This is a genomic window from Fructilactobacillus sp. X7R7C1, assembly GCF_059901065.1.
The window spans coordinates 172,892-198,285 of sequence record NZ_JBWXVF010000003.1 but is presented as its reverse complement, the minus strand read 5'-3'; the positions used below and the strand labels follow the sequence as shown (position 1 = coordinate 198,285).

Here is a 25,394-nt window from a genome sequence, read left to right as displayed (position 1 = left end):
CTATTGGATTAAAAATTCACATCTCTACTTTGATGCGGGTCCTGAATTCGCTTAAACATGGTCTCCAGATCTGAATTAGAAAAATGAACTAAAACAGGACGGCCATGGGGACAATTAAAGGGATTCTCACACTGTGGTAATTTATCTAACAAGGCCTGAGCCTGGCGCTTATCCAGATGATGATTAGCTTTAATTGCTCGTTTACAACTCATCATAATGGCAGCTTTTTCTCTAAACTGTGCAATCGAAAGCTGTTGATTACTCAAAACCCAGTCAATCATTTCTTTAATGGTATCTTCTTCCTGACCAGCTTTAAACCAAACCGGATGCTGCCTAATGACAAAACTATTTTTCCCAAATGACTCTAAATGGATTCCATTCTTCTCTAAAAGATCCAAATGATTTGAAATAATTAAAGCATCACTGGAAGTGTAATCAAGAACAATTGGAACCAATAATTTCTGCTCGTCTTCACTCACATTGCCAACTTGTCTTCGATAGTATTCATAATTAATCCGTTCTTGAGCAGCGTGCTGATCAACAACATACATCCCATCTGAACTTTCAGCAATTAGGTACGTACCATGAACTTGACCAACATACCGTAATTGTGGAAAATCATGAGACGAATTTGGACTTTGCTGATTATCACCAAACGGTAAGTCGACCACTTCATTTTCGTACTTTGCTTTAAATTTACGAGCGGAATTCGAATCTAAATCATTTTTTCGATAAATCATAATCGGCTGATGATGAGCTGGATAAGCATTGTGATTAGCCACTGACTTCATCGAGTCTGACTTACTAACCTGTGGAATCGAACTTTTTTGTGTATTTTGATCTTCATAGAGTTGATTTAAATTAAGTGAAATTTCCGTAGAGTTATGACGTGCAACCCCATTTTTTAAAGTCTGGTTATTCATAGCATCCGGAATCAGATTTTGTTTGGCTAAAGCATCATAAATTGTTTGTGAGACGAATGAACTTAATTCCTTCTTTTTGGAGATTCTGATTTCCTCTTTTGAAGGATGTACATTAACATCAACTAAAGTTGGATCCATCTCGATACTTAAAACGACAATCGGATATCTTCCAACCATCAGTTTTGATCCGTATCCATCAATAATCGCGTGATCAATGCCAAAGTCACGAATAAATCGCCCATTAACGATCACAGATGTATATTTACGGCTTGCTCTAGTTAATTCTGGCAAGCTGACGTACCCACTTAATTTAAAGTCCGGATTTTCAGCACTAATCGGAATCATTTGCTTCATACTTCGATTGCCATAGATTCCAGCAATGACTTGTTGCATGTTGTTTCGACCCGAAGTCCGTAGGAGTTCGCGACCATTATGAGTCAAAGAAAAAGCAATTTCAGGATGGCTAAGAGCCAATCGATTGACAATATCAGATATCTTAGATAGTTCCGTAGATGGTGCCTTTAAATATTTTAGCCGGTTAGGGGTATTAAAGAACAGATCAGAAACGACGACCGATGTTCCTCTTCGTGCCTGTGATGGCTCCACCTTTACAACCTTGCCACCATGAATTTTAATTTCAGACCCCTGTTCTCTACCATCCGAAGTCCTCATTTCCACATCAGAGACAGAGGCAATACTAGGCAACGCTTCGCCACGAAATCCTAATGATTTAACTCGAAACAAATCACGTTTATTATTAATTTTACTCGTAGCAAAACGTCGAAACGCCAACTCAACTTGATCAGGAGCAATTCCAGATCCATTATCAATCACCTTAATCTTTTTAAGGCCATAATCAACCACTTCAATGTCAATTTTACTACTATTGGCATCAATTGAATTTTCAACTAGTTCTTTAACTACCGATGCTGGCCTCTCAACAACTTCTCCAGCCGAAATTTGATCGGAAAGAATTGTCGGTAATTGATGAATGTCGGACACAATATCACCACCTTAATTTTCTAACTTAGTTTTCCATTTATACACCAAATTCATAATCTGAATTGGAGTCTTACTCATAAGATCAGTATTCTCAATGTCCTCAATAATCTTACTTTTATTTTTATCTAATGACTTATCACTTTTGGGATCATCCACTTTAAACAATGCCATTTGTTCTGAATCATTTAAATCAATTGAACTAGATGGCGTGGTAGATGCTGGGTTATCCTTATGAACGGGACTTTGAGCTTGAGTAGCATGATTATCATTACTTTTTTGTTGCTCATCATCTTCTAGCTTTAAAAGAACCGTGCTAGCACGCTTCAACAACTGATCAGGAAGGCCAGCTAACTTAGCAACATTAATCCCATAGGAACGATCGGCTGGTCCATTCATAATTTTATGAAGAAAAACCAGGTTGCCATCTTTTTCGACTGCCCCAACGTGAACGTTCTTTAAATGTTTTAACTCTTGATCTAATTCGGTTAATTCATGGTAATGAGTCGAAAATAGTGTTTTAGCACCAATATTATCATGAATATACTCAATGATAGATTGTGCAAGTGCCATGCCATCATATGTGGAAGTTCCTCGTCCAATTTCGTCAAACAAAATCAATGAATTAGCGGAAGCATGTTTCAAGGCTTCATTGGCTTCCCTCATCTCCACCATAAACGTACTTTTACCCGAAATAAGGTCATCGGCAGCACCAATTCGAGTGAAAATTTGATCGAATATGGGCATCTCGGCTGCATCAGCTGGAACAAAACACCCCATTTGTGCCAGGATTACAATTAGAGCTAGCTGTCTCATGTATGTGCTTTTACCGGACATGTTCGGACCAGTAATTAATAATTCAGAAATATCTGGATTCATTATCACATCATTTGGAACATAACTTTGAGCCCCCATCACACGCTCCACAACGGGATGACGTCCTGCTTTAATGTTCAAATCATGACCATTATTAAACTTGGGCTTTACAAATTGATACTTCTCAGAAATAGTCGCAAAGCTCTGCAAAACGTCTAAACGTGAAATCCCACTCGCTAACTTCTGAATTCGCGGAATCTGCTTTTTAATCTTATCTCTGACCTGTGTAAAAATTTCATATTCTAAACTTTTAGATTTCTCTTCTGCTTCTAAAATAATCGATTCTTTTTCTTTTAGTTCCGGTGTTGAAAAACGTTCCGCATTGGTAAGTGTCTGAAGACGTTCATACCTACTATCATCAAGTTTACCAAGATTACCTTTCGATACCTCAATATAGTAGCCAAATACTCGATTATAACCAATCTTGAGGTTATGGATCCCAGTTTCCTGACGCTCTTTAGCTTCCATATCAGCTAACCATTTTTTACCATTTTTCATGGCATCCCGATACCGATCAAGTTGTTTATTATAACCATTTCTAATGACTCCACCATCCGTGACAGAAATTGGGGGTTCTGAAACGATGGCGTCTTTTATTAATTCATACACATCATTAACATCATCGAGTTTTTGATAAATTTCATCAAACTCTGGAGTATCTAGGTCATTTAAAACATGCTTAATTTTGGGAATTTGTTCAAGTGAAGTCTCCAGCTGAATCAAGTCTCTACCGTTTACTCCGCCAAATGAAATTCGTCCAGAAAGTCGCTCTAAATCATAAACTTTAATCAAATTGTCGGAAAGCTCACTCCGCTCATAATAATTATCTAAGAGCGTCCCAACTAGATTCTGGCGTTGCTCAATCTCTTTCCGATTAATTAGCGGCCGCTCTAACCATTGCTTAAGTTTTCTACCACCCATTGCCGTTTTAGTATCGTCAACGATCCATAGCAACGTGCCACTCTTTTTGCCGGTCCTAATGTTTTTAGTTAGTTCCAGATTATATTGCGAATTATGATCAATTTTCAAAAAAGAACTTGGCTCATATCTAACTGCTGGTTGAATATGAGATAAACTACGCTTTTGTGTGTCCGAAATATAAGTTAATAACATTTTAAGGGAGTCAATTAGCGTTGGATCATCAATATTAGTAATGACATTTGACCCCACCTCAGAAGTTTGATTCTCTTTTGAAATAAGAACACCGATTTCCTTTAGTTGATGAATCAAATTATCATCGATCGAGTTGTTAACTACAATCTCTTTTGAATTAAGATTAATCACTTCGTTTAAGACAGCTTCATCGCTTGCTAACAAGCTAACCTTTAACTCACCTGTAGAAAGATCAATGTAAGAAAATCCAAAAGAATGCTCATCTTTATTATAAGTAACCGCGGTTAAGTAGTTGTTGACCTTGGCATTTTCGGCATTGGCATCAGTTTGAGTTCCAGGCGTAATTAGCTGAATAACATCCCGATCTACCATTCCCTTAGCAGTCCGAGGGTCTTCCATCTGTTCACAAATTGCTACCTTGTATCCCTTATCTACTAAGGTATCAATGTAATTTTGAACGGATTGATGAGGAACGCCACACATCGGAATGGGATTATCTGACTTCCTACTTCGTTTGGTTAAAGTTAACTCCAACAATTGCGCACCCTTAATAGCATCCTCGTTAAACAATTCATAAAAATCGCCAATTCGATAAAACAAAAAAGCATCAGGATATTGATCCTTAACTTTTTGATATTGTTGCATCATTGGCGTAGTTTGTTTTGATTTTGCCATTAACATCGCTCCTCTTTAAAATTCTTGATATGGGTGATCCTTGTTGATTAAAATATTCTTAATTTTTTTAGCTTTGCCAGACTGGTTATCGACATCAATGTAGCAACCTGACAACACTGCTGCGCCAGTCTCTTGAACCTCAAACCGATTAGGACGTGCCGTCATAAACTTATTAATAACGGGTTCAAACTTCATCCCAATCACTCCATCATCTGGTCCAGTCATCCCTGCATCAGTTAAAAAGGCCGTCCCACTTGGTAAGATTTGCCCATCACTAGTCTGCACGTGGGTATGGGTACCCACTAATGCGGAGATTTTCCCATCCAAATGAAGCGCCATGGCCTTCTTTTCACTAGTAGTTTCGGCATGAAAATCCACAAAGATGATATTAAACCCATTGGTATGTAGCTTATCAAGAAGCGCATCCACTTTACTAAATGGATCATCAATTTCATCCATAAACACGCGACCTTGAAGATTAATCACAGCTACCTTACTACCATTAACGTTCATTTCTATGTAGCCCTTTCCTGGGACATCTTTTCCAGGATAGTTAAGGGGACGAATTAAATTTTGGGTTTGATTAATAAAATCAAAAATTTCTGGATTATTCCAGGCATGATTCCCCAAAGTAATCACGTCTGCTCCGGCATGCATAATTTTTAAATAAAGGTCATGATTAATCCCACGTCCCACCTTTGTTGCATTTTCGCCATTCACAATGGTTACCTGTGGTTTTAAGTCATGTTTTAGCAAGGGTAGATATTTTTCTACCGTTGCCACCCCAATATTGCCAACCGTGTCACCTAAAAATAAAAATCGCATATCCGCTCTCCATCTTCTACTGTAATACCCTTATTTTACACTGATAAATCAAAATAAAAAAGACCAGGATAATCTCTGATCTTTTACTTGGCATATTCAACTGAGCGGACTTCCCGAATCACATCTACCTTGACATGACCAGGATGATTCATTTCCTTTTCAATCTTATCTTTAATATCTCTGGCAAGTACAATTGCTTCTGTGTCAGAAATCTTTTCGGGTTTGGCAATCACTCTAATTTCGCGACCCGCCTGAACAGCGTAACTCTTGGAAACCTCGTCAAAACTATTACTAATTTTTTCAAGTTTATCTAAACGATGAACGAAGCTTTCAAGTGAATCACTCTTTGCACCAGGTCGTGCCATTGAAATCTTATCGGCAACATCAACTAATTCTGAAATCATATAATGTGGCTCACTTTTTTGACCACCTAATTGAATTGTATCAATTACTTCTGGGCTCTCACCATATTTCTTTGCAATATCAATCCCAGCATCAACATATGAAACATCAGTTCCACTATTTGACGACAGACCAACCTCACGCAACAATCCCGCTCTTTTCGCTAATGTAACATCTTCACCTAACTCAGCAGCAAACACTCCCGCCAATTTTGCTACTTGAATGGAGCGTGATAAAACATTTTGTCCATATGAAATTTTATATTTCAATTGACCAATTAATTTAATCAAATCAGGGTTCATTGAATGAATCCCTAAATCAAAGACAACGTTTTCCCCAGTCTCTTGAATTTGAGCATCGAGTTCTTTTTTACTCTTCTCAACCATTTCTTCAATACGTGCTGGATGAATCCTTCCGTCTTTAATCAACTTTTCAAGTGCCATTTTGGCGACTTCACGTCGAACTGGATTAAAACCACTTAAAACCACCGCATTGGGAGTATCATCAATAATTAGATCAATCCCAGTCAATGATTCAAAGGTTCTAATGTTTCGACCCTCACGTCCAATGATTCTACCTTTCATATCATCATTGGGTAAAGTTACTACAGACACAGTAGTCTCTGAGACAATATCAGCAGAACTCTGTTGAAGTGCTTCAACAATCAAGTTTTTAGCATCCTTAGCAGAAGCTTCTTTAGCAGCATCGTAACTCTCTTTAATCATTTGAGCACGGGTATCAGCCAATTCTTGCTTAGTCTCATCAATTACCATCGTACGAGCTTCCTCTTTAGTTAAATTAGAAACTCTGGCAACTTCCTGTTGCCGTTTTTCAATAAGTGAATCTGCTTTTTGTTGTTTCTTTGTCAGTTCTTGCTTTTCTTTTTCAAGTTTTTCTTCTTGCCGTTCCAAAGAATTATCACGTTTCTCAAACGCACTATCCTTTCGATCAAGCGTTTCTTCACGTTTCAACAAACGATCTTCTTGTTTTTGAACTTCAAGACGACGCTTTTTCAACTCTTTTTCTACTTGAAGTCGATAAGCATTCCCCTTCTCTTTTGCCTCTAAACTAGCTTCTTTAAGCGAGTTCTCAGCTTGCTTTTCAGCATCAGAAAGGATATCTTTTGCACTTTCATGAGCAGCATCTAACTTCTTCTCAGATACCTGCTTATAGGTGAACTGACCAATCAAAAAACCAACAACGACAGCGATAACAGCGGAAACAACTGTAACTATCATTTACATATGCCTCCGTATCACTAATAAAAAATTTATTTAAATAACTAGCATAAACGTTATTCACTTCTTAATTCTAAAGTTTAGAAAAATTAGTGTCAACTAGTATGTACAAAATAGGAGAACCAATATCCTCCTATTTTCACTTTAAATTATCATAAATCATTTTAAGACCGCATTTTGTAGCGTAATCACGAATTTCATTTCGATCCTTGCCAAAATTAAATTCACGGGTCTTAACCTCACCATCAGGTAATGAAATTCCTACCCAGAAATTCCCAGCAGGATGTCCTTCCAATTCATCAGGTCCAGCAACTCCAGTAAAAGAAACCGAAACGTCAGTATTGAGAATTGCTTTCGAATTTTTAGCCATCCAAACAGCCGTCTCAGATGAAACCACTCCATGCTTATCAATCACTTCGCTTGGAATGTGCAAGACATCCTCTTTCACTTTAACCGAATAAGTCACAAATCCACCTGGGAAAACCTCAGAGACACCTGAGACATCACCAAGCCGACTCTGAAACATCCCAGCAGTAAGTGATTCTGCCGCAGTGATCGACAATGCTTTCTTTTTAAGGATATTAACAGCTACTTTAGCCAATGAGTTATCATCACCAAAACCATAGAAATATTTCCCTACAACTGAGTTTACTTTAAAGATCATTTCATCAATTAAATGATCGACATCTGATTTTTTCTTTCCACTCGCAGTAATTCTTAGGGTAACTTCATTTCGCTTGGCGTACGTTGCTAAAGTTGGATTCGTTTGATGAGAAATCAAGTGCTTTAATTGGTCCTCAAGTTCTGTTTCACCAATTCCAAAGAAACGCATTACTTTGGAAGCAATAACGGGATTACCACTAGCTAATTTAGTCAAAATTGGAAGTGCATATTTAGTAAACATGTGTTGCATCTCAACTGGTGGTCCCGGTAAAACCAAGTAATCACAGTTCTTAGTCGTAAGAAACATACCAACAGCAAAACCATTATCATTTGGTAATACAGTCGAACCGTGGATATATTCAGCTTGAATATCAGCATTTTGAGGCTTTTCCATTGGATAATTTTTATGAAAATGATTAATTTTTTCCAGTGCTTTTTGATTAGTATCTAACCCAAGACCCAAACGCTTAGCTAGCACAATCTTAGTAATGTCATCTTCGGTAGGACCTAACCCGCCTGTCAAAACCACTAAGTTACTTCGACTTTCAGCAAGCTTTATAACAGCTTCTAACCGTTTGTAATTATCTCCAACGGTGTCTTGAAAGTAAACATCAATTCCTAAATTTGCCAGATGACGCGCAATAAAGGGCGCACTGGTGTCAGTAATTTCACCAAGGAGAATTTCCGTCCCAACTGATATTATTTCAGCATTCATCAAACCACTCCTAACTGTATTAATTAAAATGAATCAGAAAAAACTTTTCGGTTCTTGTAAAAGTACTCAATACCAGAGTAAATGGTAAAGAATAAGCAGATGTATAAACAGATTTGGCCCATCGGAAGATTAATGTTATTAAATAATGCATTATTTAATAACAGAATAATAATCGCAATCATCTGGAAAAAGGTTTTAATCTTGCCTGGCCACGCAGCCGCAACAACTTCACCATCATTTTCAACAACAATTAAACGTAAACCAGTCACGGCTAATTCACGACAAACAATGATAGCCGCAATCCAACTAGCAACACTGCCAAGACCAACTAAGACAATGAAGGCACACATTACCAACATCTTATCCGCTAACGGGTCAGCGAATTTCCCAAAATTAGTCACTAGGTGTTGTCTTCTCGCAATTTGACCATCCAAAAAGTCCGTTAACGCTGCCACAATGAATACCACGGTAGCTAAAACCTGTGTAACTGGAATCATGGTTCCCACGATCATCACGCTGCCAAGATCCATTGGCACAACCAGTAAAATTAAAAATATTGGTATTAAAATTATTCTAAATAAAGTTAATTTATTTGGTAAGTTCAAAAGTTTATCCTCCTGAGGTTAAACGCTAAAATAACGACCTGCTATCTTTAACAGATCGTTATTTAGGTTTGGGTTAAAGTTTATTTGTAATTTTAAAAGTGACATTTCTAACTTGAGCATTCCCATTGTTAGCGGGCTTCTCTAAATTAGCTTTTTGACCGTTAATCGTGATGTCAGTAGCGGGGGCATTGCCGAGGTTAACGTTAAATTCTTTCGTGTTAGCAGGAATGGTGACATCATGAGTCTGGTTGGGATTTAAAGTTCCCTGCCAAACCTGTGATCCATTAACCGAAACAGCTGACCAAGACTTAGCATTTCCCTTTAAAGTGACCTTTGTTTCTTTTTCATTGGTTTTAACATTGTACTCGTTCTCATTAGCACCCTTAGCAATCTGGGTTCCTTGGTTATTCTGATTCTTTGTTTTGGCCTCTTTGGCCTTATCCTGAGCGGCCTTCTTCGAACGCGAGCTGGCCATCGAACTTGAACTATCCGAAGATACGGAAACAGACGTTGTACTTGAAGTAGTATCTGAATTGTGATGAGCTAACTTTCCGGCTCCAACCCAGATGACGCCAATGATAATAATCACAATGACCACAATTCCAACAATCGGAATTAGTTTCTTCACACCAGATCCTGAAGGGCCTGATTCTGGACTCGTTGAGTGATGTCTAACAGAACGTTGTTTGGGCATCTCAGACTGAACTGGTTGAGGATTTTCCTTAATGTTATTTTGACCCTCACCGTTATCGTCCTCAGAAGAGCCAAACTTTTCTCCACCAGGAAGCTCGGAGTCATATTTTTGAATAAACTCGCTTCCGTTTAAACCAACTGCATCTGCAAACTGTTTAACAAAAGCACGAACGTAAAAATCACCAGGCAGTGCCTTAAAGTCATCTTGTTCAATTGCTTCTAAATAACGTTTTTGAATTTTAGTTTTCTTTTGAACGTCATCAATTGAAATTCCTGAGTCAACTCTAGCCTTACGCAATAATTGACCAATGTTTACACTTTTTTGATTTTTTTCTTCTTTATCCATATGTAAAACCCCATCGTTTTAGATTTCATTGTCAGTATATCACAACGCGTTACCTTAAAAAAAGATATACATTAGGAAATAACCTTCAAAGTTGTTTTATTAAAGTCAAAGAATTTACTAGCAAAATCAATTACCTCATGAACGGAAAGTTGGTTTAAGATTTGAATTTCATCAAAAAGATTGGTATATCCATTTAGTGGATCTCCCATTTGATTCGCAATAGCCGAGTTGGAATTCATAAGTGAAATATACTGTCCAATCTCTTCTCGTTTAATTAGGTTAAAAATCTTAGACAATTTTGCGTCGTCATTTAATCCATTCTCAATTTCACGTTCAACGGCTTTTTGAAACTCTTCTGGACGATTTGAATCCTCTACAAAGATCACAAATTGATAACCATCTTCTAGATCAAAGTCATAACCAAACGAATCATTTATGATCTCCTTGGAATAGAGTTTTTGATATGGCTCAGCATCTTCAGAAAAAATCATCGACAAAAACAATCCCAGTGATAATTCGTTTTTAGTGAATTGGACCCCACTACTAATCTCGTCAGGTCCTCTAAATCCAACCGCAACTTTCCCTCTTGTCAAATTCATAGTAGTGTGCTCATCTGATATAATCGAGCTTTTCTTAATGGCATCGTTCGTTTGCCGCTTCAGGGTTAAAATCTCAGATTGACTAATTGAGGGAATGGTTCTTTCAAGTCTTTCAATCCTTTCAATCGCATCACTCTCGTTGACATTTCCAACGAGCATTAAATCCATATTGTTTGGAACATAATACTGGTTATACATTGCATACAAGTCTTCTGTCGTAATTTTGGCAATTGAATCAATTGTGCCCGCAATATCATGATCAAGTGGAGAGTTATGATACATATTTCCGATCGTATCAAAATAAATTCTAGAACCGGGATCATCTTGATACATCATAATTTCCTGTCCAATGATGCCCTGCTCTTTTTGAACTTTTTTTTCGTCAAAATACGGATGCTGAACCAAATCAACTAAAACATCTAAATTATCACCAACATGATTAGTTGTATTGAAAAGATAACTGGTTTGATCAAAACTCGTAAACGCATTTGAATCCGATCCAAATTTGCCAAACTGATCACTTGAATCATAATTTTGTTTATCAAACATTTTATGTTCCAAAAAATGAGCAATTCCGAGCGGCATCTTTCGGGATCGTTTATTTTCCAAAATCAAATTATTAATTGCACCAAAATGAACGTTTAAAATGCCGTAGGTCGAATGAAAGCCTGGCTTAGAGTCAATAAATACTTTCATTCCGTTATCTAATTGATAGCGGTAAACCGTTTCATTTAGCTTGTCATACTTAATTTCAACCATTATTAATTCCTTCCAATAAAAATTTAGCCCGCAATTTAAACTTCGAAGCTACTTGACTTACATCGTCACTGGTAACCCCTCTAACTCTATTAATCCATTGACTGGGGCTCAAATCGATCCCATATAGTTCATTAATAAAATCACCATTAAGCGTTCGGCGTTGGCTATCAAATTTAGAATAATATCCATCAATCAATGCTGATTTAATGTCTAAAAATCGCTGATCCGAATACTCTTGTTTCTGAATTAAACTAACTTGCTCATCAATTAACTGGTTAACTTGATCCACATCTCCCGAGTTAATGCCACTTTCAATTAACACATACCCCAAAGTAGAATTATAATTACTCGAAATGTAATATGCTAAGCTATGTTTTTCACGAATATTATGAAACATTAATGATTGTTGGGCTCCCCCAAGTAAAGCATTAAAAACAATTGCCGCGTAATAGTCATTATCATTTACGAAAATAGGAAAATCAAAAGCTAAATCAAACTTGGATTGTTCTCCATTAATTTTTTCAACCTGAGTCCTGATCGGTAAGGAGCTAAAATTGCGATTCATTGGCTCATTAAATTTCCTTCTGGGTAAAAACGGTAGATGCGTCTCAATCATCTGAGTTTGTTTCTCCGAAAGATCGCCTAAAATCGAAATATAAATATCGTCGTTTTTAAGAAGGTTTTCCCACTCTCTTACAACAGCTACATTTTCTAAGTTTTTAATTTGCTCCTGATTTCCAATGATTGAATTGGCATAATTGGGTTGGTCGGAAAAGTAAAGCTCTCGAACTCTCTTCGCTGCATAATAACGATGGTCATCATTAAGAGAATCTAAATATTGAATTAAATTTTTTCGTTGAATTTCAAATTGTTCCTTGACGTAATGTTCACCATCAAGGTTGGGATGAAAAATAACTTCTGAAAGAAAAGTCAACGCATCGTCAAAAACGTCAGAATTATCCAGCGTAAATTCATCATTAACAAAGCTCATAACCACTCTCAACACACTACGATTGCCAACTTTAAACACATTTGTTCCAAAGCTGGCACCAAATAGTTCGGAAAGTCTTCTAGCCAACTTTAATTTTGAATCGTACTTGTGACTATAATTTTCCATCATTTCAGAAACCATGGTTCTAGCAGAATAATCTGCATAGTTTAACGGGGCAACAAAGTCAATTGTGATCGATGTTGTTTTGAATTTATTACTCTCATGAACATTTAAATGAACCCCATCTGTGATTGTTTTTTTCAAACTAATTCCTCCAAAATAAAAAGTTCCCATAGAAAGAATTCTAAGAGAACTTTATCAATTAGTATAACTAATTCTTTGTAAATACGTGTTTGAATTTAGACCAAAAACCTTTTTTCTGTGGCTTAATTTTCATCAATGGAACGGTTTCTCCAAGCAAGCGTCGTGCGATGTTACGATAAGCCGTTGATGCAGGATCATCAGTGTCTAAAACTACTGGTTCGCCATGATTTGAAGTAGTAATCACCTTATCATCATCAACTACAACTCCAAGTAAACTAATTCCCAGGTGATGAGTAATTTCGTCAACATCCATTACATCGCCATTGTCCATCATACTTGGTCGAACTCGATTAATAACCAACCTTGGAGCTTCTTTTAAAGGATGCTTCCCTAATAGCCCTACAATTCGATCTGCATCTCGAACTGCAGAAATTTCCGGTGTGGTAACCACAATGGCACTATCTGCCCCAGCAACAGAATTAAGAAACCCTTGTTCAATTCCTGCCGGACAATCAATCAACACGAAATCAAACTGTGGCTTTAATTCATCAACAATATCTTTAACTTGGTCCTCTTTTAAGGCCGATTTATCTGTATTTTGAGCGGCTGGTAATAAGTATAAATTATCGTCAAAGCGTTTATCCTTTACCAATGCTTTTTGCAGTGGAACCCGTCCATTGGCAACGTCAACGATGTCATACATAATTCGATTATCTAGTCCAAGAACCACGTCAAGGTTTCTAAGGCCGATATCCAAATCCATCAAACAGACGCGCTTCCCCATTAAGGCTAAAGCAGTCCCGATGTTAGCTGAAGTAGTTGTCTTACCAACTCCACCCTTTCCAGAGGTAATAACGATTGCTTTTCCCATTATTCGGTTCCTCCTATTCGATTATAAAACTTCGGACTAATGTCTTTAATCTGATCTAAATTGCCATACTCGATAGTATGTAAGTCATTAATGTAAATAACAGTACGGCTGTTTTCAGAAATTCTATTCTTATTATCGCTGACGATATCAAACTGTTCTCCGATCCGAACCTGCTGGGCATCGTTTAAGTTGCCAATTACAATGGCCTCTTCATCGTTCGGAAATCCAGCGTGCACAATTCCTCTCACATATCCTAAATTATAAACGTTACCGCCCGCAAGTAATTTACCTCCCTCATGAATGGCACCAAAAAAAAGGACGTCGCCCTTGGCTGTAATCTCTTCACCATTTCTGATGGTTCTCCCAATGACGGAAACCTTATTTAAGTCCCGGATTCGGTATGCTTCTGATGTAGTAACCACATCAGCCATAAATCGCCTGATACTCATCCTTGGATATTTAGAAACAATCTCCCTTAATGTTTGCTTTTGCGCTCCAGTGAGAATCCGATTCCCGGTAAAAACATCAAAAGAAAATTGTTTAGCATTCCCTAACTCTTTTCCACTACTAAGTTGTTCCATCAAGTTCTTGAATTCATTAATGTCACTATCAAAACTACTGGTATCAGAAATATTAATTTCATAACCATTTTGAGTACCCTTTAAAACTACATTTTCCATACAGTCAATGCTCCTAGTTTAACTAAAATAATTGAAAAGTGCCCTGATTGGGAGATACAGAATTACAAATAAGATCAGGTTCAACACTAACGTTGGCCCTAAAGTATAAATCAATAACTGTACACCACTAAGAGAGGCAATATGTGCAATTCGGTCACCTAAGTAGCTCAAAATAAATACCACCAAAACATCCCCAACATAAAGTAGAGATGAAGTGACCATGTTTTCACGCACAAATTTTAAAACCATTCGATTAATATAAACCACCAGCGGAAATGCAAACGTAAAGATCCCAATAATTCCAACGTAATAAATATCATAAACGATTCCAATTCCTAAGGCCCACCAGCCCATGTGTAATTTTTCATGGCGCGCAAAAAGAGTGGCCATTACCAACCACAATAAGGTTAAGTAAGGTACCATTGAAAATTTGCCAAAAAGTACTGGTGAAAAAAGTTTAGAAATCGTTCCTTCCAGTAGAAATGAAATGACCAACCCAATTGGATATAAGAACTTTAACCGGGAAGGACGTCTCATTGGACTTCCTCTTCTAATCCTTCTTGCCAATTACGGTCACCGCCTCAATATCATCCATGTTTGCAGCTGGTTTAATGTTGACTTTTTCAGAAATACCATCACTATTTTGTTTAGTTCCAGCAACTTTTCCGACATAAAGTCCCTTAGGAGTCACGCCACCAAGACCATTAGTCATAACTTTCGTCCCAGTCTTGATCTTGTCTTGATTAGTAACACTTCCCATTACCAACTCATTAGTATCACGATTATAACCGTCAATTAATCCATTAACGACTTTCTTTTCTCCTTGAACCTGAACCGCAAAACGACTAGCAGTATCACTTTTGTCGGTGATTAGTTCGACTTTACTGTTGGTCTTATTAACTTCAGCAACCCGACCAACTAATCCAGAATTAACAATTACAGACATGTTCTTTTGAACTCCTGCAGCCGATCCCTTATTAATGATCAGTTGATTTTGCCATGAAGATGGCGTCCTAGTAATTACGCTAGCATTAATCGCCTTGTAGTCCGTGGGAGTCCCCTTGATATTTAACTGTTGTCTTAATTTTTCATTTTCATTTTCCAGTGCTTGATTTTTAACTTGAGTTTGAGCTAATTGTTCAACCTGACCCTTTAAATGATTATTTTCCTGATAAGTATTTAACAAATTATCAGTGGCACCAAACAATGAGCCAACGCCATTGGCAGGAATACTAACAATTCGATCGCCAAATCCAACAACATCATTTCCAACTTGTTGAATCAATGGAGGAGTAGCACGATTTTTTCGCACTGCCACTGACCCACTAATCAAACCTAAGCCAATAATTAAGCAAACGACAATGATTACTAGCTTTCGACTTGAAAAAAACTTGTGCATAATAATCCTCCGTACGTGCTTAAAATAAATAAGCGGGAATTCATCCCCGCTTATCCAATTTATTTTCTATTCATTGCCTCAATACTTTTAAGCGATTCACCGGTTCCAATTGCTACACAATCCATCGGATCTTTGGCAATTGTCACAGGAACTTGAGTGGCATCTGATACTACTTCTGGGAGATTTTTGAGTAGAGCACCGCCACCGGTAAGAACAATTCCATGATCAATCACATCAGCAGAAATTTCAGGAGATGTCTCTTCTAGAGTTTCTTTAATCGTAGTGATAATCTCAAGAATGTCTTCGTGCATTGCAGAAGCCACATCCTCCGCAGTTACTTCAACTGACTTAGGAAGGCCGGTCAGTAAGTCTCTTCCACGAACGGTTTCATCATTCATGTCCTTTGCGGCACCAATTGATGCAGAACCAATGGTGCATTTCAAATGTTCTGCAGTTGGCTCACCAATTAGCACATTATAATTTTTTCTGATAAAGGTAACGATCACTTCGTTCAACTTATCACCAGCCATTCTCACCGAACGTGATGATACGATCCCACCAAGAGAAATAGTAGCGACGTCGGTAGTTCCACCACCAATATCAACAACCATGCTTCCAGTTGGATCCATAACTGGTAGACCGGCACCAATTGCAGCAGCAAATGGTTCTTCGATTACATAAGCATCCTTTGCTCCAGCAACTCGAGTAGCATCAATTACGGCACGCTTTTCCACAGCAGTGATACCACTTGGAACACAAACCATTACGTAAGGCTTACCACCGTGGCTTCCCAATGCTTTATCGATATAATATTTCATCATGGTCACAGTAGTATCATAATCAGCAATTACACCGTCTTTCATTGGACGAATAGCTTCAATGCTGGCAGGCGTTCTACCAATCATAGATTCGGCTTGTTGACCAACAGCAACAATCTCGCCAGTTTTTGTATTTTTAGCAACCACAGAGGGTTCTCGTAAAACGATTCCTTTTCCATCAACATAAACAATGGTATTAGCGGTTCCTAAATCGATTCCGATGTTTTTTGTACCTAATCCGAACAATTTATTCATCCCTTCAATTTTAAGTTTTAATTTTTAAGTAATTACTTTGATAAGACTAGTATATCATACTGCATTTATATCAGTCAGAAATATAAGGCCAAAATTAGTTACTTAAGTTTTTCTTCATTTTCTTTAATATATTTTCTAACTTCCGAGATAAATAACAGCGATCCAGTAACCAAAATTAACTGATTATCATTTTTACTGTCACGGACCTTTTTTACCGATTTGTTCAGTGCTTTATGCCAATCGCTAACTAATGAAACATTGGGAAAGTTATTGATATCAAGTTTAGAAAAGTCAGCACTTGCTCGCTTTTCTCCCGCAGAAAACCGTGTCAAAATAACGTCACTATTAGACAAAGACTTAACAATTTTTAGCATTTCTGGATACTGTTTGTCAGCGAAAACCCCCATCACAATTGTAAGATGAGAATTTCTCCACTTACTACTTCTAAAACGAAGCGACGACAAAAGGCTCCGAATTGCTGGGACATTATGTGCCCCATCAATCATAATCGTGGGATCATTATTAATTACTTCCATCCTTCCAATCCATTTTGTTGAACTAATTCCCGCTTTGACCGAAGAAATCATGGATGGTTCTGTCATGTTTAAATAATTAAACGCATAAACCAAGAAAGCTTCAATCGCAATTGCAGCATCTTCCATTTCAAAGCTTCCAATTTGTTTCATTGAAATGTTATCAATGTTCAAATGAGCACTTGAAAAATTAAAATGATTTTGATTTACCGGCACGAATTGATAATCACGCTTTAATTCCCAAATTGGACTATCTAATTTTATAGCTGCTCGTTCAATCACCTTTCTCGGACCTTCTTTGATTCCTCCAATCACACATGGACGGTTTTGGCGAATAATTCCAGCCTTATTATCCGCAATTTTTTCTTCCGAATCACCAAGCAGTGCCATGTGATCCATCCCAATGGTAGTAATAATTGACATTTCCGAATTAACCACGTTGGTTGAATCGGATCTTCCTCCAATTCCGGCCTCCACAATCACAACGTCAACGGGATGATCACGGAAATAGATGAACATCATAGCGCAAATGATTTCAAATTCAGAGGGACCTAAATCAGGATCATTCTTATCAATTTCATCGACAATCGGCTTAATTTCACGCACCAACTCTAAAATTTCATCATCTGAAATTGGTTGATTATTCACACTGATCCGCTCGTTGAACTTAATCATAAATGGTGAAGTAAAGGTTCCAACTGAGAGTCCAGAAGCCATTAACATGTTACTCAAATAGGCAACACATGAGCCCTTTCCATTAGTTCCCGCTACGTGAATGCAGTTTAGCGTTTTTTCTGGAAAATCCAATTTCTTCATAAAGTGAGCCATCCGCTTTTTAGGTGGTTCTTTTTTAATTCGTGGTCTACCATGGATATACTTTAATGCTGCACTGTAACTATCAATCACCATTGCAACTCCTCTAAAAAGAAGGCTCAGCTGTTTAGCTGAGCCTCGTATTTTACTTATTTAAAGCATCGATTACATCTTTAAGTCGGATTTTAACGGCTTTAAGTTTAGCCTCATTGTCGGTTTGCTTTTCTTTTTGCTCATTGACAACTGTCTCTGGAGCATTGTCTACAAACTTTTTATTAGCTAGTTTTTTCTGTGCTCGTTTGACTTCCGATTCAAATTTTTGGACTTCTTTTTGTAGCCGTTCTTTTTCATCATTGAGGTCAACCAGTTCATCCAGTGGGATGCTGATCTCAGCATCAGTAATTATCGATGTCATAGCCAATTTAGGAATATTAATGTCAGAACCAATCTCTAACTTATCAGGGTGACCAAATCGTTCAATGTAGTCACTGTTATCTTCTAGTACCTTTTTCAAATCGGAATTCTTAGTTTTAACTAGAATGTCAACTGGACTAGATAGGGGTGCATTAACCTCCGAACGGATATTTCTGACTGCTTTAATAACATCAATCAGATGATTCATATTTGATTCTGCTTTTTTATCATCAAATTCATCATGAGTTACTGGATACGCAGCTACCACCAATGATTCACCAACGTGCGGCATTGAAAGCCAAATCTTTTCAGTAACAAATGGCATAACTGGTTGGAGTAATCGCAAGATTTGATCCAAAACGTACGCTAGGATATTTCGCGTGTTTTGTTTGGCTTTTTCATCTGAGCCAGTCAAAATTTCCTTACTCATTTCAATGTACCAATCACAAAAATCATTCCAAATAAAATCATAAAGTGAACGGTTGGCTTCACCAAAGTTAAACTTGTCATATTCTTCGGTAACATGCTTAACAACAGAGTTTAATTTCGAAAGAATCCATCGATCGGATAAATTCCATTCTGATTGAGCTGGTAACTCTGGTTTAGACATGTCACCTAAATTCATGATGACATAACGACTGGCATTCCAAATCTTATTGACAAAATTCCAGGCTGATTCGACCTTACTATAACTAAACTTCATGTCCTGTCCAGGCGTTGTTCCAGTTGAAAGGCACCATCTCAAGGCATCGGCTCCGTACTGATCAATAACATCCATTGGATCAATCCCGTTACCTAAAGACTTACTCATCTTAACCCCATGTTCATCACGGATTAAACCATGTAACAGCACGTTTTTAAATGGACGCTTACCGGTAAAATGTAAACTTTGAAAAATCATTCTTGAGATCCAGAAGAATACCAGATCATAACCAGTTACAAGCGTGTTGGTAGGAAAATAGCGTTGATAATCTTTTGAGTCAGTATCAGGCCAACCAAGGGTTGTAAATGGCCATAAAGCTGATGAAAACCAGGTATCCAACACGTCTGGATCTTGCGTCCAGTTTTCGGGATCCTTAGGAGCGTTTTCGCCAACGTAAATCTTGCCAGTCTCATTATTGTACCAGGCAGGAATCCGATGTCCCCACCATAGTTGCCTTGAAATAACCCAATCATGAACGTTTTCCATCCATTGCATAAAGGTATGCTCAAATCGTTCTGGAATGAAACTAACCGCATCATTGGTCTTTTGATTCTCCATTGCCTTTTTGGCCAATGGTTTCATTTTTACAAACCATTGAGTCGAAAGACGAGCTTCAACCTGAACTCCGGTTCTTTCAGAATGACCAACTGAGTGAACAATGGGATCAATTTTAATCATCAAGCCTTGATCTTCAAGGTCCTTGACCATTGCCTTTCGAGCATCAAAACGATCCATGCCTTCATACTTCCCAGCATTTTCGTTCATCGTAGCGTCTTCGTTCATGGTATTAATCCGTTTTAAATCATGTCTGTTCCCAACTTTAAAATCATTAGGATCGTGGGCTGGGGTAATCTTAACCATTCCAGTCCCAAATTCAGGATCAACGTACTGATCGGCAATAATCGGAATCGTCCGATTTACGAGTGGAACAACGACCTCTTTACCTACTAAATCTTTATAACGATCATCACTTGGGTTCACTGCGATAGCAGTATCACCCATCATAGTCTCAGGACGAGTTGTAGCGATTTCAATGTAATTCTTTCCATTAAATTTAGTATCATCAGCAAACGGATACTTAACGTGATAGAAAGCGCCTTTATCATCTTTGTGAATAACTTCAATATCAGATAAAGCAGTCCGAGCCTTTGGATCCCAATTAATAATGTATTCACCACGGTAAATTAACCCTTGATTATACAAGTCAACAAATACTTTCCTGACGGCTTTTGACAAACCATCATCCAACGTAAAGCGTTCACGACTGTAATCAAGTGATAACCCCAGTTTGGCCCACTGTTTATGGATCGTATCAGCAAAGTCGTCTTTCCATTCCCAAACCTTATCGACAAATTTTTCACGACCTAAATCGTACCGCGAGATCCCCTTCTCGTTAAGCATGGCTTCAACTTTTGCTTGAGTTGCAATTCCCGCATGATCCATCCCAGGAATCCAAACGGTATCATAACCTTGCATCCGTTTCTGTCTAATTAACATGTCTTGAAGAGTAGTATTCCAGGCGTGACCCAAGTGAAGCTTACCGGTCACATTTGGCGGAGGTAAAACAATTGAATATGGTTTTGCCTTTTTATCCCCATTTGGCTTGAAAACATCCTCATCAAGCCATTTCTTATACATCCCTGCTTCAACTGAGTTGGGATCATATTTCGTTGACATATCTACTTCTTTTGCCATTTCTTCACCTCATTTAAAATAAAAAGCATCCGTCCAGAATAGGACGAATGCTCGCGGTACCACCTAAATTGAATTATTGCTAATTCCAACTTAACTAGATAACGGCTAGTACCGATTACATCTTAATTCATTCAACATAACTGCTCACAAGCAACAATGATCGTTTGAACGCATGGACTTTCCAGCACATGTCCACTCTCTGTGCGTCATAACAACCAACCTCTTGATCAAAGCATTTAACATAATAAATATTACTCAATTTACAATCTTTAGTCAATCACATTAAAGTAATTCTGAAAAAACATCTTCATTAGCGTTCAAATAATCATCATTTGGGTGAATCTTACTGATCGTAATACCCTCAATGGCTTCTTTCATTAAACCATCCACGTCAATGTTTTTTTCAAACTTTCTGGCTTTCTCCACGTCCGGCTTTGTTTTCGGTGCTGGTGGAGTAAAGATCGTACAGCAGTCCTCATAAGGAAGAATTGATAAATCATAGGTGTCAATTCGTTCAGCAATCTTAATAATCTCAGTCTTATCCAAAGAAAGCAACGGACGTAGAACTGGCAAATTAGTCACATCATTAATGGCGCGCATACTTTCTAACGTCTGTGAAGCAACTTGTCCTAACGACTCACCGGTAAATACTCCATCACAATGACGTGCAATGGTAATTGCTGCGGCAATTCTCAACATCATCCGGCGCTGAACCGTCATCAAGTAACCCTCTGGAACTTTTTCTTTAATCTCTTCTTGAATCTTAGCAAATGGGACCTGGATAAAATCAACGGTTCCACCTAATGCCGAAAGTTTAGCCGTCAAATCCTTAGCTTTTGCTAGCGCTTGTTCACTAGTGTATGGAGGACTGTAGAAATGAATCATATCTAACTTTACCCCACGCTTCATGGCCATGTAAGCCGCAACGGGTGAATCAATGCCTCCTGAAAGCATCATGGTACCACGTCCTCCAGTTCCAACTGGTAGTCCTAATGCTCCCTGAATCGTCTCACTTGATAAATAGATGCCAGACATTCTGACATCAATCTGTAAGTTGATGTCAGGTCTTTTCATTTGAGCTTTAATTCCATCTAAATGATCTAAGACATACCCGCCAACCTCATCATTCACTTGATAAGTGTTTAGTGGATAATCTTTATTTTGACGGTTAGTTGAGATCTTAAATGTTTGACCACTCTGGAATTGATTCGAAATCATTGCGAGTGCCTTTTTCTGAATGTCTTCAATTGGGGTATTTTTTTCCAACTTAACAACTGGTGAAAAAGTCTCAATTCCAAAGACTTTTTTTAAGGCTGCCATCACTGGAGCTGCATCTTGACCATGCAAACTAACATGTAACCGATCCCGTTGGGCGTCAACGGTGACTCCATCAAACTGTTTTAAAACTTGCCTAATGTTATGTCCCAGCTGCCCAATAAAGACCCTGCGATTTTTTCCCTTTGTGGACAGTTCGCCGTAACGAACCATAATCTCACTATACTTCACACCCTCACTCCTTTACTATTCTTTAATGATTATCTAACTTAACTTTTTGAATTCTTCGTACAATTCATCAAATATTTGATTAAACTTATCAGCTTCATCTAAAGTATTTTTGTCTCCTAAGGAGATTCGAACGGCACTGCGAGCGATGCTTGGGTCTACTCCCATAGCATCTAAAGTTCCTGCCGTTTCCTCTTTTTTGGATGAACAAGCGCTCGTAGTAGAAATGTAAATCCCATGTTCTTCAAAGGCATGCACGATCGTTTCACCTTTCACTCCTTCAATTGCAAAGCAAAGAATGTGTGGAGCAAAGTGGTCTGATAAACCGGAGAAAGGATGAACCTTGTTGAACTTAGTAATATGAGCATAAATTCGTTCTCTGATCTTTTGTTCACGTGCAATGCTTTCAGATTCATGATCCGAAATGATTCTGAGTGCTTTAGCCATCCCTACTATCGCAGGCAGATTCTCAGTCCCACTCCGTTGCCCTCGTTCTTGGCCACCACCATCCATTAATGGAGCAATCTTACGACCGTTTTTCCCATATATCAAACCAATTCCTCTGGGAGCATGAAATTTATGCCCAGAGAATGTGACAAAATCAACTCGATCATTGAAAACCAAATCGTGTAGACCTTTCCCAACAGCCTGGACGGCGTCAACATGAAAATGAATTTTGGGATATTGTTTTAAGACATCATTAATTTCATTGATGGGTTCAATGGCGCCCATCTCATTATTAACCGCCATGATTGACACCAAGATAGTATCCGGTCTAATAGCGGATTCTAAATCTTTTGCTGAAACTCGTCCCTCTTTATCAACGGGTAAATAAGTAACGTCAAATCCCAAATCTTCTAAAGCGTGCATTGAATTTTTCACCGCTGCATGTTCAACAGAAGAAGTGATGATATGCTTACCAAATTGATGTTTCTCTTTGGCGGTTCCCTTTATAACCCAATTGTCACCTTCAGTTCCTCCACTAGTAAAGTAGATTTCGTTAGGTTCTACTCCTAAAATTCTCGCAATTTGATTTCTTGATTGATTCAATAGATTAAACGATTGTTGACCAAAGTTATGAAGACTGGAAGGATTTCCCCAGATCTTTTCACTTACCTGATTATAGGTATCCAAAACCTGACTATCTACTTTAGTCGTCGCACTATTATCAAAGTAAATCATTTGGTACCCTCTCTTTCTAATTCGTCCAAATTACAACAAGATTTATTATACCAGCATTGAAACATAATAAAAACAAGCTGAATTGTTCCAACTCTAATTCAGCTTGTTCGTGCTTACTTTTGATTTTGTGAATCTTGCTTATTTTTGTAATAAGTATTTTCAATTCGCTTGTAGGATCCAGGATTGGCTTTATCAATCGCAGTGGCAATCGTTTCTAAGCTTTCAGGATACTTATATTCATCGTCAAACAGATGCTTAGCTTTTACCAGTGCTCTGTTAATCTCTGGATCAGAATTTCGATAACGATTGGCATATTGCATCACTTGCTCAGCAAGCGATGAGCTATCAATCAAATCATCAGTCTTCTCTTCAAGAGTATCCCGATCTGATTTAATCACGCTTAACTGTTTTTGAACATCATCCATACTAATCTTGACCTTATCCATCGTCCGATTAAGATCCTTAATCTCGTCAGCCACAATGCCAAAGTAGTCAATGTAATCCTGTGATATACCCGGTAAATTCAGCTCATCAATCTTACGCTGAATCCCATGAAGTTCCAAATCAAGATCATCTAAGACCTGATGGGCCTTCTGCTCTTCATCCTTAAAGTCAGCAACCGAATCATTAATGGCCCGTTGTTTCTTTTCAATCTCCGTTAATTGACTATCGCTACTAGTAACGTTGTCAAGGATGTGAGTATAAATGGCTTTCTTGTTGTCAATTGCCTCACGATCTTTTTTATAGGTAGCTTCAATTTCATCAATTTGTTTTCCTAAAGCATTGGCCTTATCAATCTCACCATGTTCTAGTGAGTAATTATGACTGAGTCGATCTAATTCATCGATTAAAACCTGATTTTGTTTTTTGGCGTGTTGGATATATTCTCCGGTGATCTTAAATCCTTTATCAACTTTTTTCTTAGCAATTAATTGCTTTTCCATTAAATCGTAAAGACGATCAATCTTGGTCTCAATCTCACTATCAGAATCCTTGGCCAATTTTAAATCAAGGTGAGCAATATTTTCAAGGTTATCGGAAACGGCTGTTCTTAATTCCTCTAAAGAGACGTCAAATTCATCATCAGCAAATTCATACCCACTTGCATTCATTTTAGAATGAGTTGAGCTAATCTCATCAATTTGATTTTTAAATTCTACATTATTAGTAGCATATAAATGAGGAATTTGTTGCACATCAGCTTCTAACTGATTAGTTGACTTATTTAAATCACCAAGAATTTTATCAGCCTTTTCGTGATCACCATTTTTTGATAGATTAGAAAAATCATCAAAGGTCCCTTCAATCGTCGACAACTGATTTTCAAGCGCATCAATTGCGGGCCCAAAGGAAGCATTCTTAGTAAGCAATTCTTTTCGAAGTTCTTTATAACGACCTTCTAAATCAGTAATGGCCTTCTTATGTTCAGAATTCAGCTGATTCATTTTAGCTAAAAACTGACGAATTACCCTTACATCATCTTCTGAGGTTTTAATTTGTTGTTCCGCATCTAAGCAAACTTCCCGTGTCTTAACAAAGTTAATTCCCTTTGCGTCACTTTTTACCGCTTCAACGTTATTTTTGACGGAAGGAAGTAAGTTATTAGTAACGTTATCAAAATCAGCTTGAGCACTATTAACGCTACTTAATGAATCACCGGTGAGGCCGATATCTTTCACCTTATTAATCTCATCTTGCAGATTCAAATCATTTAGGCGCTTAACGCGTTTTTCAATTGTTTCAGCAATTTTTAATAAATGGTGCTGATACATGACCACGGCACAATAAATTACAGCTACTACAACTAAAATTCCAATAATGACGTTAACCATTAAATACCCG

19 protein-coding genes and 1 other annotated feature are annotated in these 25,394 nt (G+C 37.8%); all 19 genes read right to left on the bottom strand.

Going from position 1 to position 25,394, the window contains the following annotated elements:
• Positions 1 to 8 precede the first annotated feature (8 nt).
• A complete protein-coding gene (mutL, locus tag AC6UDC_RS05810) occupies positions 9 to 1,925 on the bottom strand; it encodes a DNA mismatch repair endonuclease MutL (RefSeq protein ID WP_500721721.1) in 1,917 nt (638 codons plus the stop codon).
• Positions 1,926 to 1,937: 12 nt separating this feature from the next.
• Positions 1,938 to 4,586, bottom strand: coding sequence for a DNA mismatch repair protein MutS (gene mutS, locus AC6UDC_RS05805; protein WP_500721719.1), 2,649 nt, complete (start codon positions 4,584 to 4,586; stop codon positions 1,938 to 1,940).
• A gap of 15 nt (positions 4,587 to 4,601) precedes the next feature.
• Complete coding sequence (locus tag AC6UDC_RS05800) at positions 4,602 to 5,411, bottom strand: TIGR00282 family metallophosphoesterase (RefSeq protein ID WP_500694384.1); 810 nt, start codon at positions 5,409 to 5,411, stop codon at positions 4,602 to 4,604.
• A gap of 83 nt (positions 5,412 to 5,494) precedes the next feature.
• Positions 5,495 to 7,051, bottom strand: coding sequence for a ribonuclease Y (gene rny, locus AC6UDC_RS05795; protein WP_500721716.1), 1,557 nt, complete (start codon positions 7,049 to 7,051; stop codon positions 5,495 to 5,497).
• Between the two features lie 139 nt (positions 7,052 to 7,190).
• On the bottom strand, positions 7,191 to 8,429 hold the full coding sequence (locus tag AC6UDC_RS05790; protein ID WP_500721713.1) for a competence/damage-inducible protein A: 1,239 nt from the start codon (positions 8,427 to 8,429) through the stop codon (positions 7,191 to 7,193).
• 23 nt (positions 8,430 to 8,452) lie between these two features.
• Entirely contained in the window at positions 8,453 to 9,034 is a 582-nt protein-coding gene (pgsA, locus tag AC6UDC_RS05785) for a CDP-diacylglycerol--glycerol-3-phosphate 3-phosphatidyltransferase (protein WP_500694381.1), read from the bottom strand.
• A 73-nt stretch (positions 9,035 to 9,107) separates the two neighbouring features.
• Entirely contained in the window at positions 9,108 to 10,073 is a 966-nt protein-coding gene (locus AC6UDC_RS05780) for a helix-turn-helix domain-containing protein (protein ID WP_500694380.1), read from the bottom strand.
• Between the two features lie 71 nt (positions 10,074 to 10,144).
• Positions 10,145 to 11,431 (bottom strand): EF-P 5-aminopentanol modification-associated protein YfmH, encoded by a 1,287-nt coding sequence (gene yfmH, locus AC6UDC_RS05775; protein WP_500721709.1) that lies wholly within the window; start codon positions 11,429 to 11,431, stop codon positions 10,145 to 10,147.
• A complete protein-coding gene (gene yfmF / locus AC6UDC_RS05770) occupies positions 11,424 to 12,686 on the bottom strand; it encodes an EF-P 5-aminopentanol modification-associated protein YfmF (RefSeq protein WP_500694378.1) in 1,263 nt (420 codons plus the stop codon). The genes yfmH and yfmF overlap by 8 nt, the downstream gene beginning before the upstream one ends.
• Before the next feature lie 67 nt (positions 12,687 to 12,753).
• On the bottom strand, positions 12,754 to 13,557 hold the full coding sequence (minD, locus tag AC6UDC_RS05765; protein ID WP_500694377.1) for a septum site-determining protein MinD: 804 nt from the start codon (positions 13,555 to 13,557) through the stop codon (positions 12,754 to 12,756).
• A complete protein-coding gene (locus tag AC6UDC_RS05760) occupies positions 13,557 to 14,237 on the bottom strand; it encodes a septum site-determining protein MinC (protein WP_500694376.1) in 681 nt (226 codons plus the stop codon). The genes minD and AC6UDC_RS05760 overlap by 1 nt, the downstream gene beginning before the upstream one ends.
• A gap of 18 nt (positions 14,238 to 14,255) precedes the next feature.
• Positions 14,256 to 14,804 carry a rod shape-determining protein MreD gene (mreD, locus tag AC6UDC_RS05755; RefSeq protein ID WP_500694375.1) on the bottom strand — a complete coding sequence of 183 codons (549 nt, stop codon included), beginning with the start codon at positions 14,802 to 14,804 and terminating at the stop codon, positions 14,256 to 14,258.
• Positions 14,788 to 15,636, bottom strand: coding sequence for a rod shape-determining protein MreC (mreC, locus tag AC6UDC_RS05750; RefSeq protein ID WP_500694374.1), 849 nt, complete (start codon positions 15,634 to 15,636; stop codon positions 14,788 to 14,790). The genes mreD and mreC overlap by 17 nt, the downstream gene beginning before the upstream one ends.
• Before the next feature lie 59 nt (positions 15,637 to 15,695).
• Positions 15,696 to 16,700, bottom strand: a complete 1,005-nt coding sequence (locus tag AC6UDC_RS05745; protein ID WP_500694426.1) for a rod shape-determining protein — start codon at positions 16,698 to 16,700, stop codon at positions 15,696 to 15,698.
• A 107-nt stretch (positions 16,701 to 16,807) separates the two neighbouring features.
• The gene (locus AC6UDC_RS05740) at positions 16,808 to 18,151 is read right to left on the bottom strand and encodes a bifunctional folylpolyglutamate synthase/dihydrofolate synthase (RefSeq protein ID WP_500707370.1); all 1,344 of its coding nucleotides are present in this window, start codon (positions 18,149 to 18,151) and stop codon (positions 16,808 to 16,810) included.
• Positions 18,152 to 18,200: 49 nt separating this feature from the next.
• Positions 18,201 to 20,867: a valine--tRNA ligase gene (locus AC6UDC_RS05735; RefSeq protein WP_500707369.1), complete on the bottom strand. Its 2,667-nt coding sequence runs from the start codon at positions 20,865 to 20,867 to the stop codon at positions 18,201 to 18,203.
• Positions 20,868 to 20,903: 36 nt separating this feature from the next.
• Positions 20,904 to 21,107, bottom strand: a binding site (T-box leader).
• Positions 21,108 to 21,149: 42 nt separating this feature from the next.
• The gene (gene thiI / locus AC6UDC_RS05730) at positions 21,150 to 22,373 is read right to left on the bottom strand and encodes a tRNA uracil 4-sulfurtransferase ThiI (protein WP_500707368.1); all 1,224 of its coding nucleotides are present in this window, start codon (positions 22,371 to 22,373) and stop codon (positions 21,150 to 21,152) included.
• 33 nt (positions 22,374 to 22,406) lie between these two features.
• Positions 22,407 to 23,552, bottom strand: a complete 1,146-nt coding sequence (locus tag AC6UDC_RS05725; RefSeq protein ID WP_500707367.1) for a cysteine desulfurase family protein — start codon at positions 23,550 to 23,552, stop codon at positions 22,407 to 22,409.
• Between the two features lie 113 nt (positions 23,553 to 23,665).
• Complete coding sequence (ezrA, locus tag AC6UDC_RS05720) at positions 23,666 to 25,384, bottom strand: septation ring formation regulator EzrA (protein WP_500707366.1); 1,719 nt, start codon at positions 25,382 to 25,384, stop codon at positions 23,666 to 23,668.
• Positions 25,385 to 25,394: the final 10 nt, after the last annotated feature.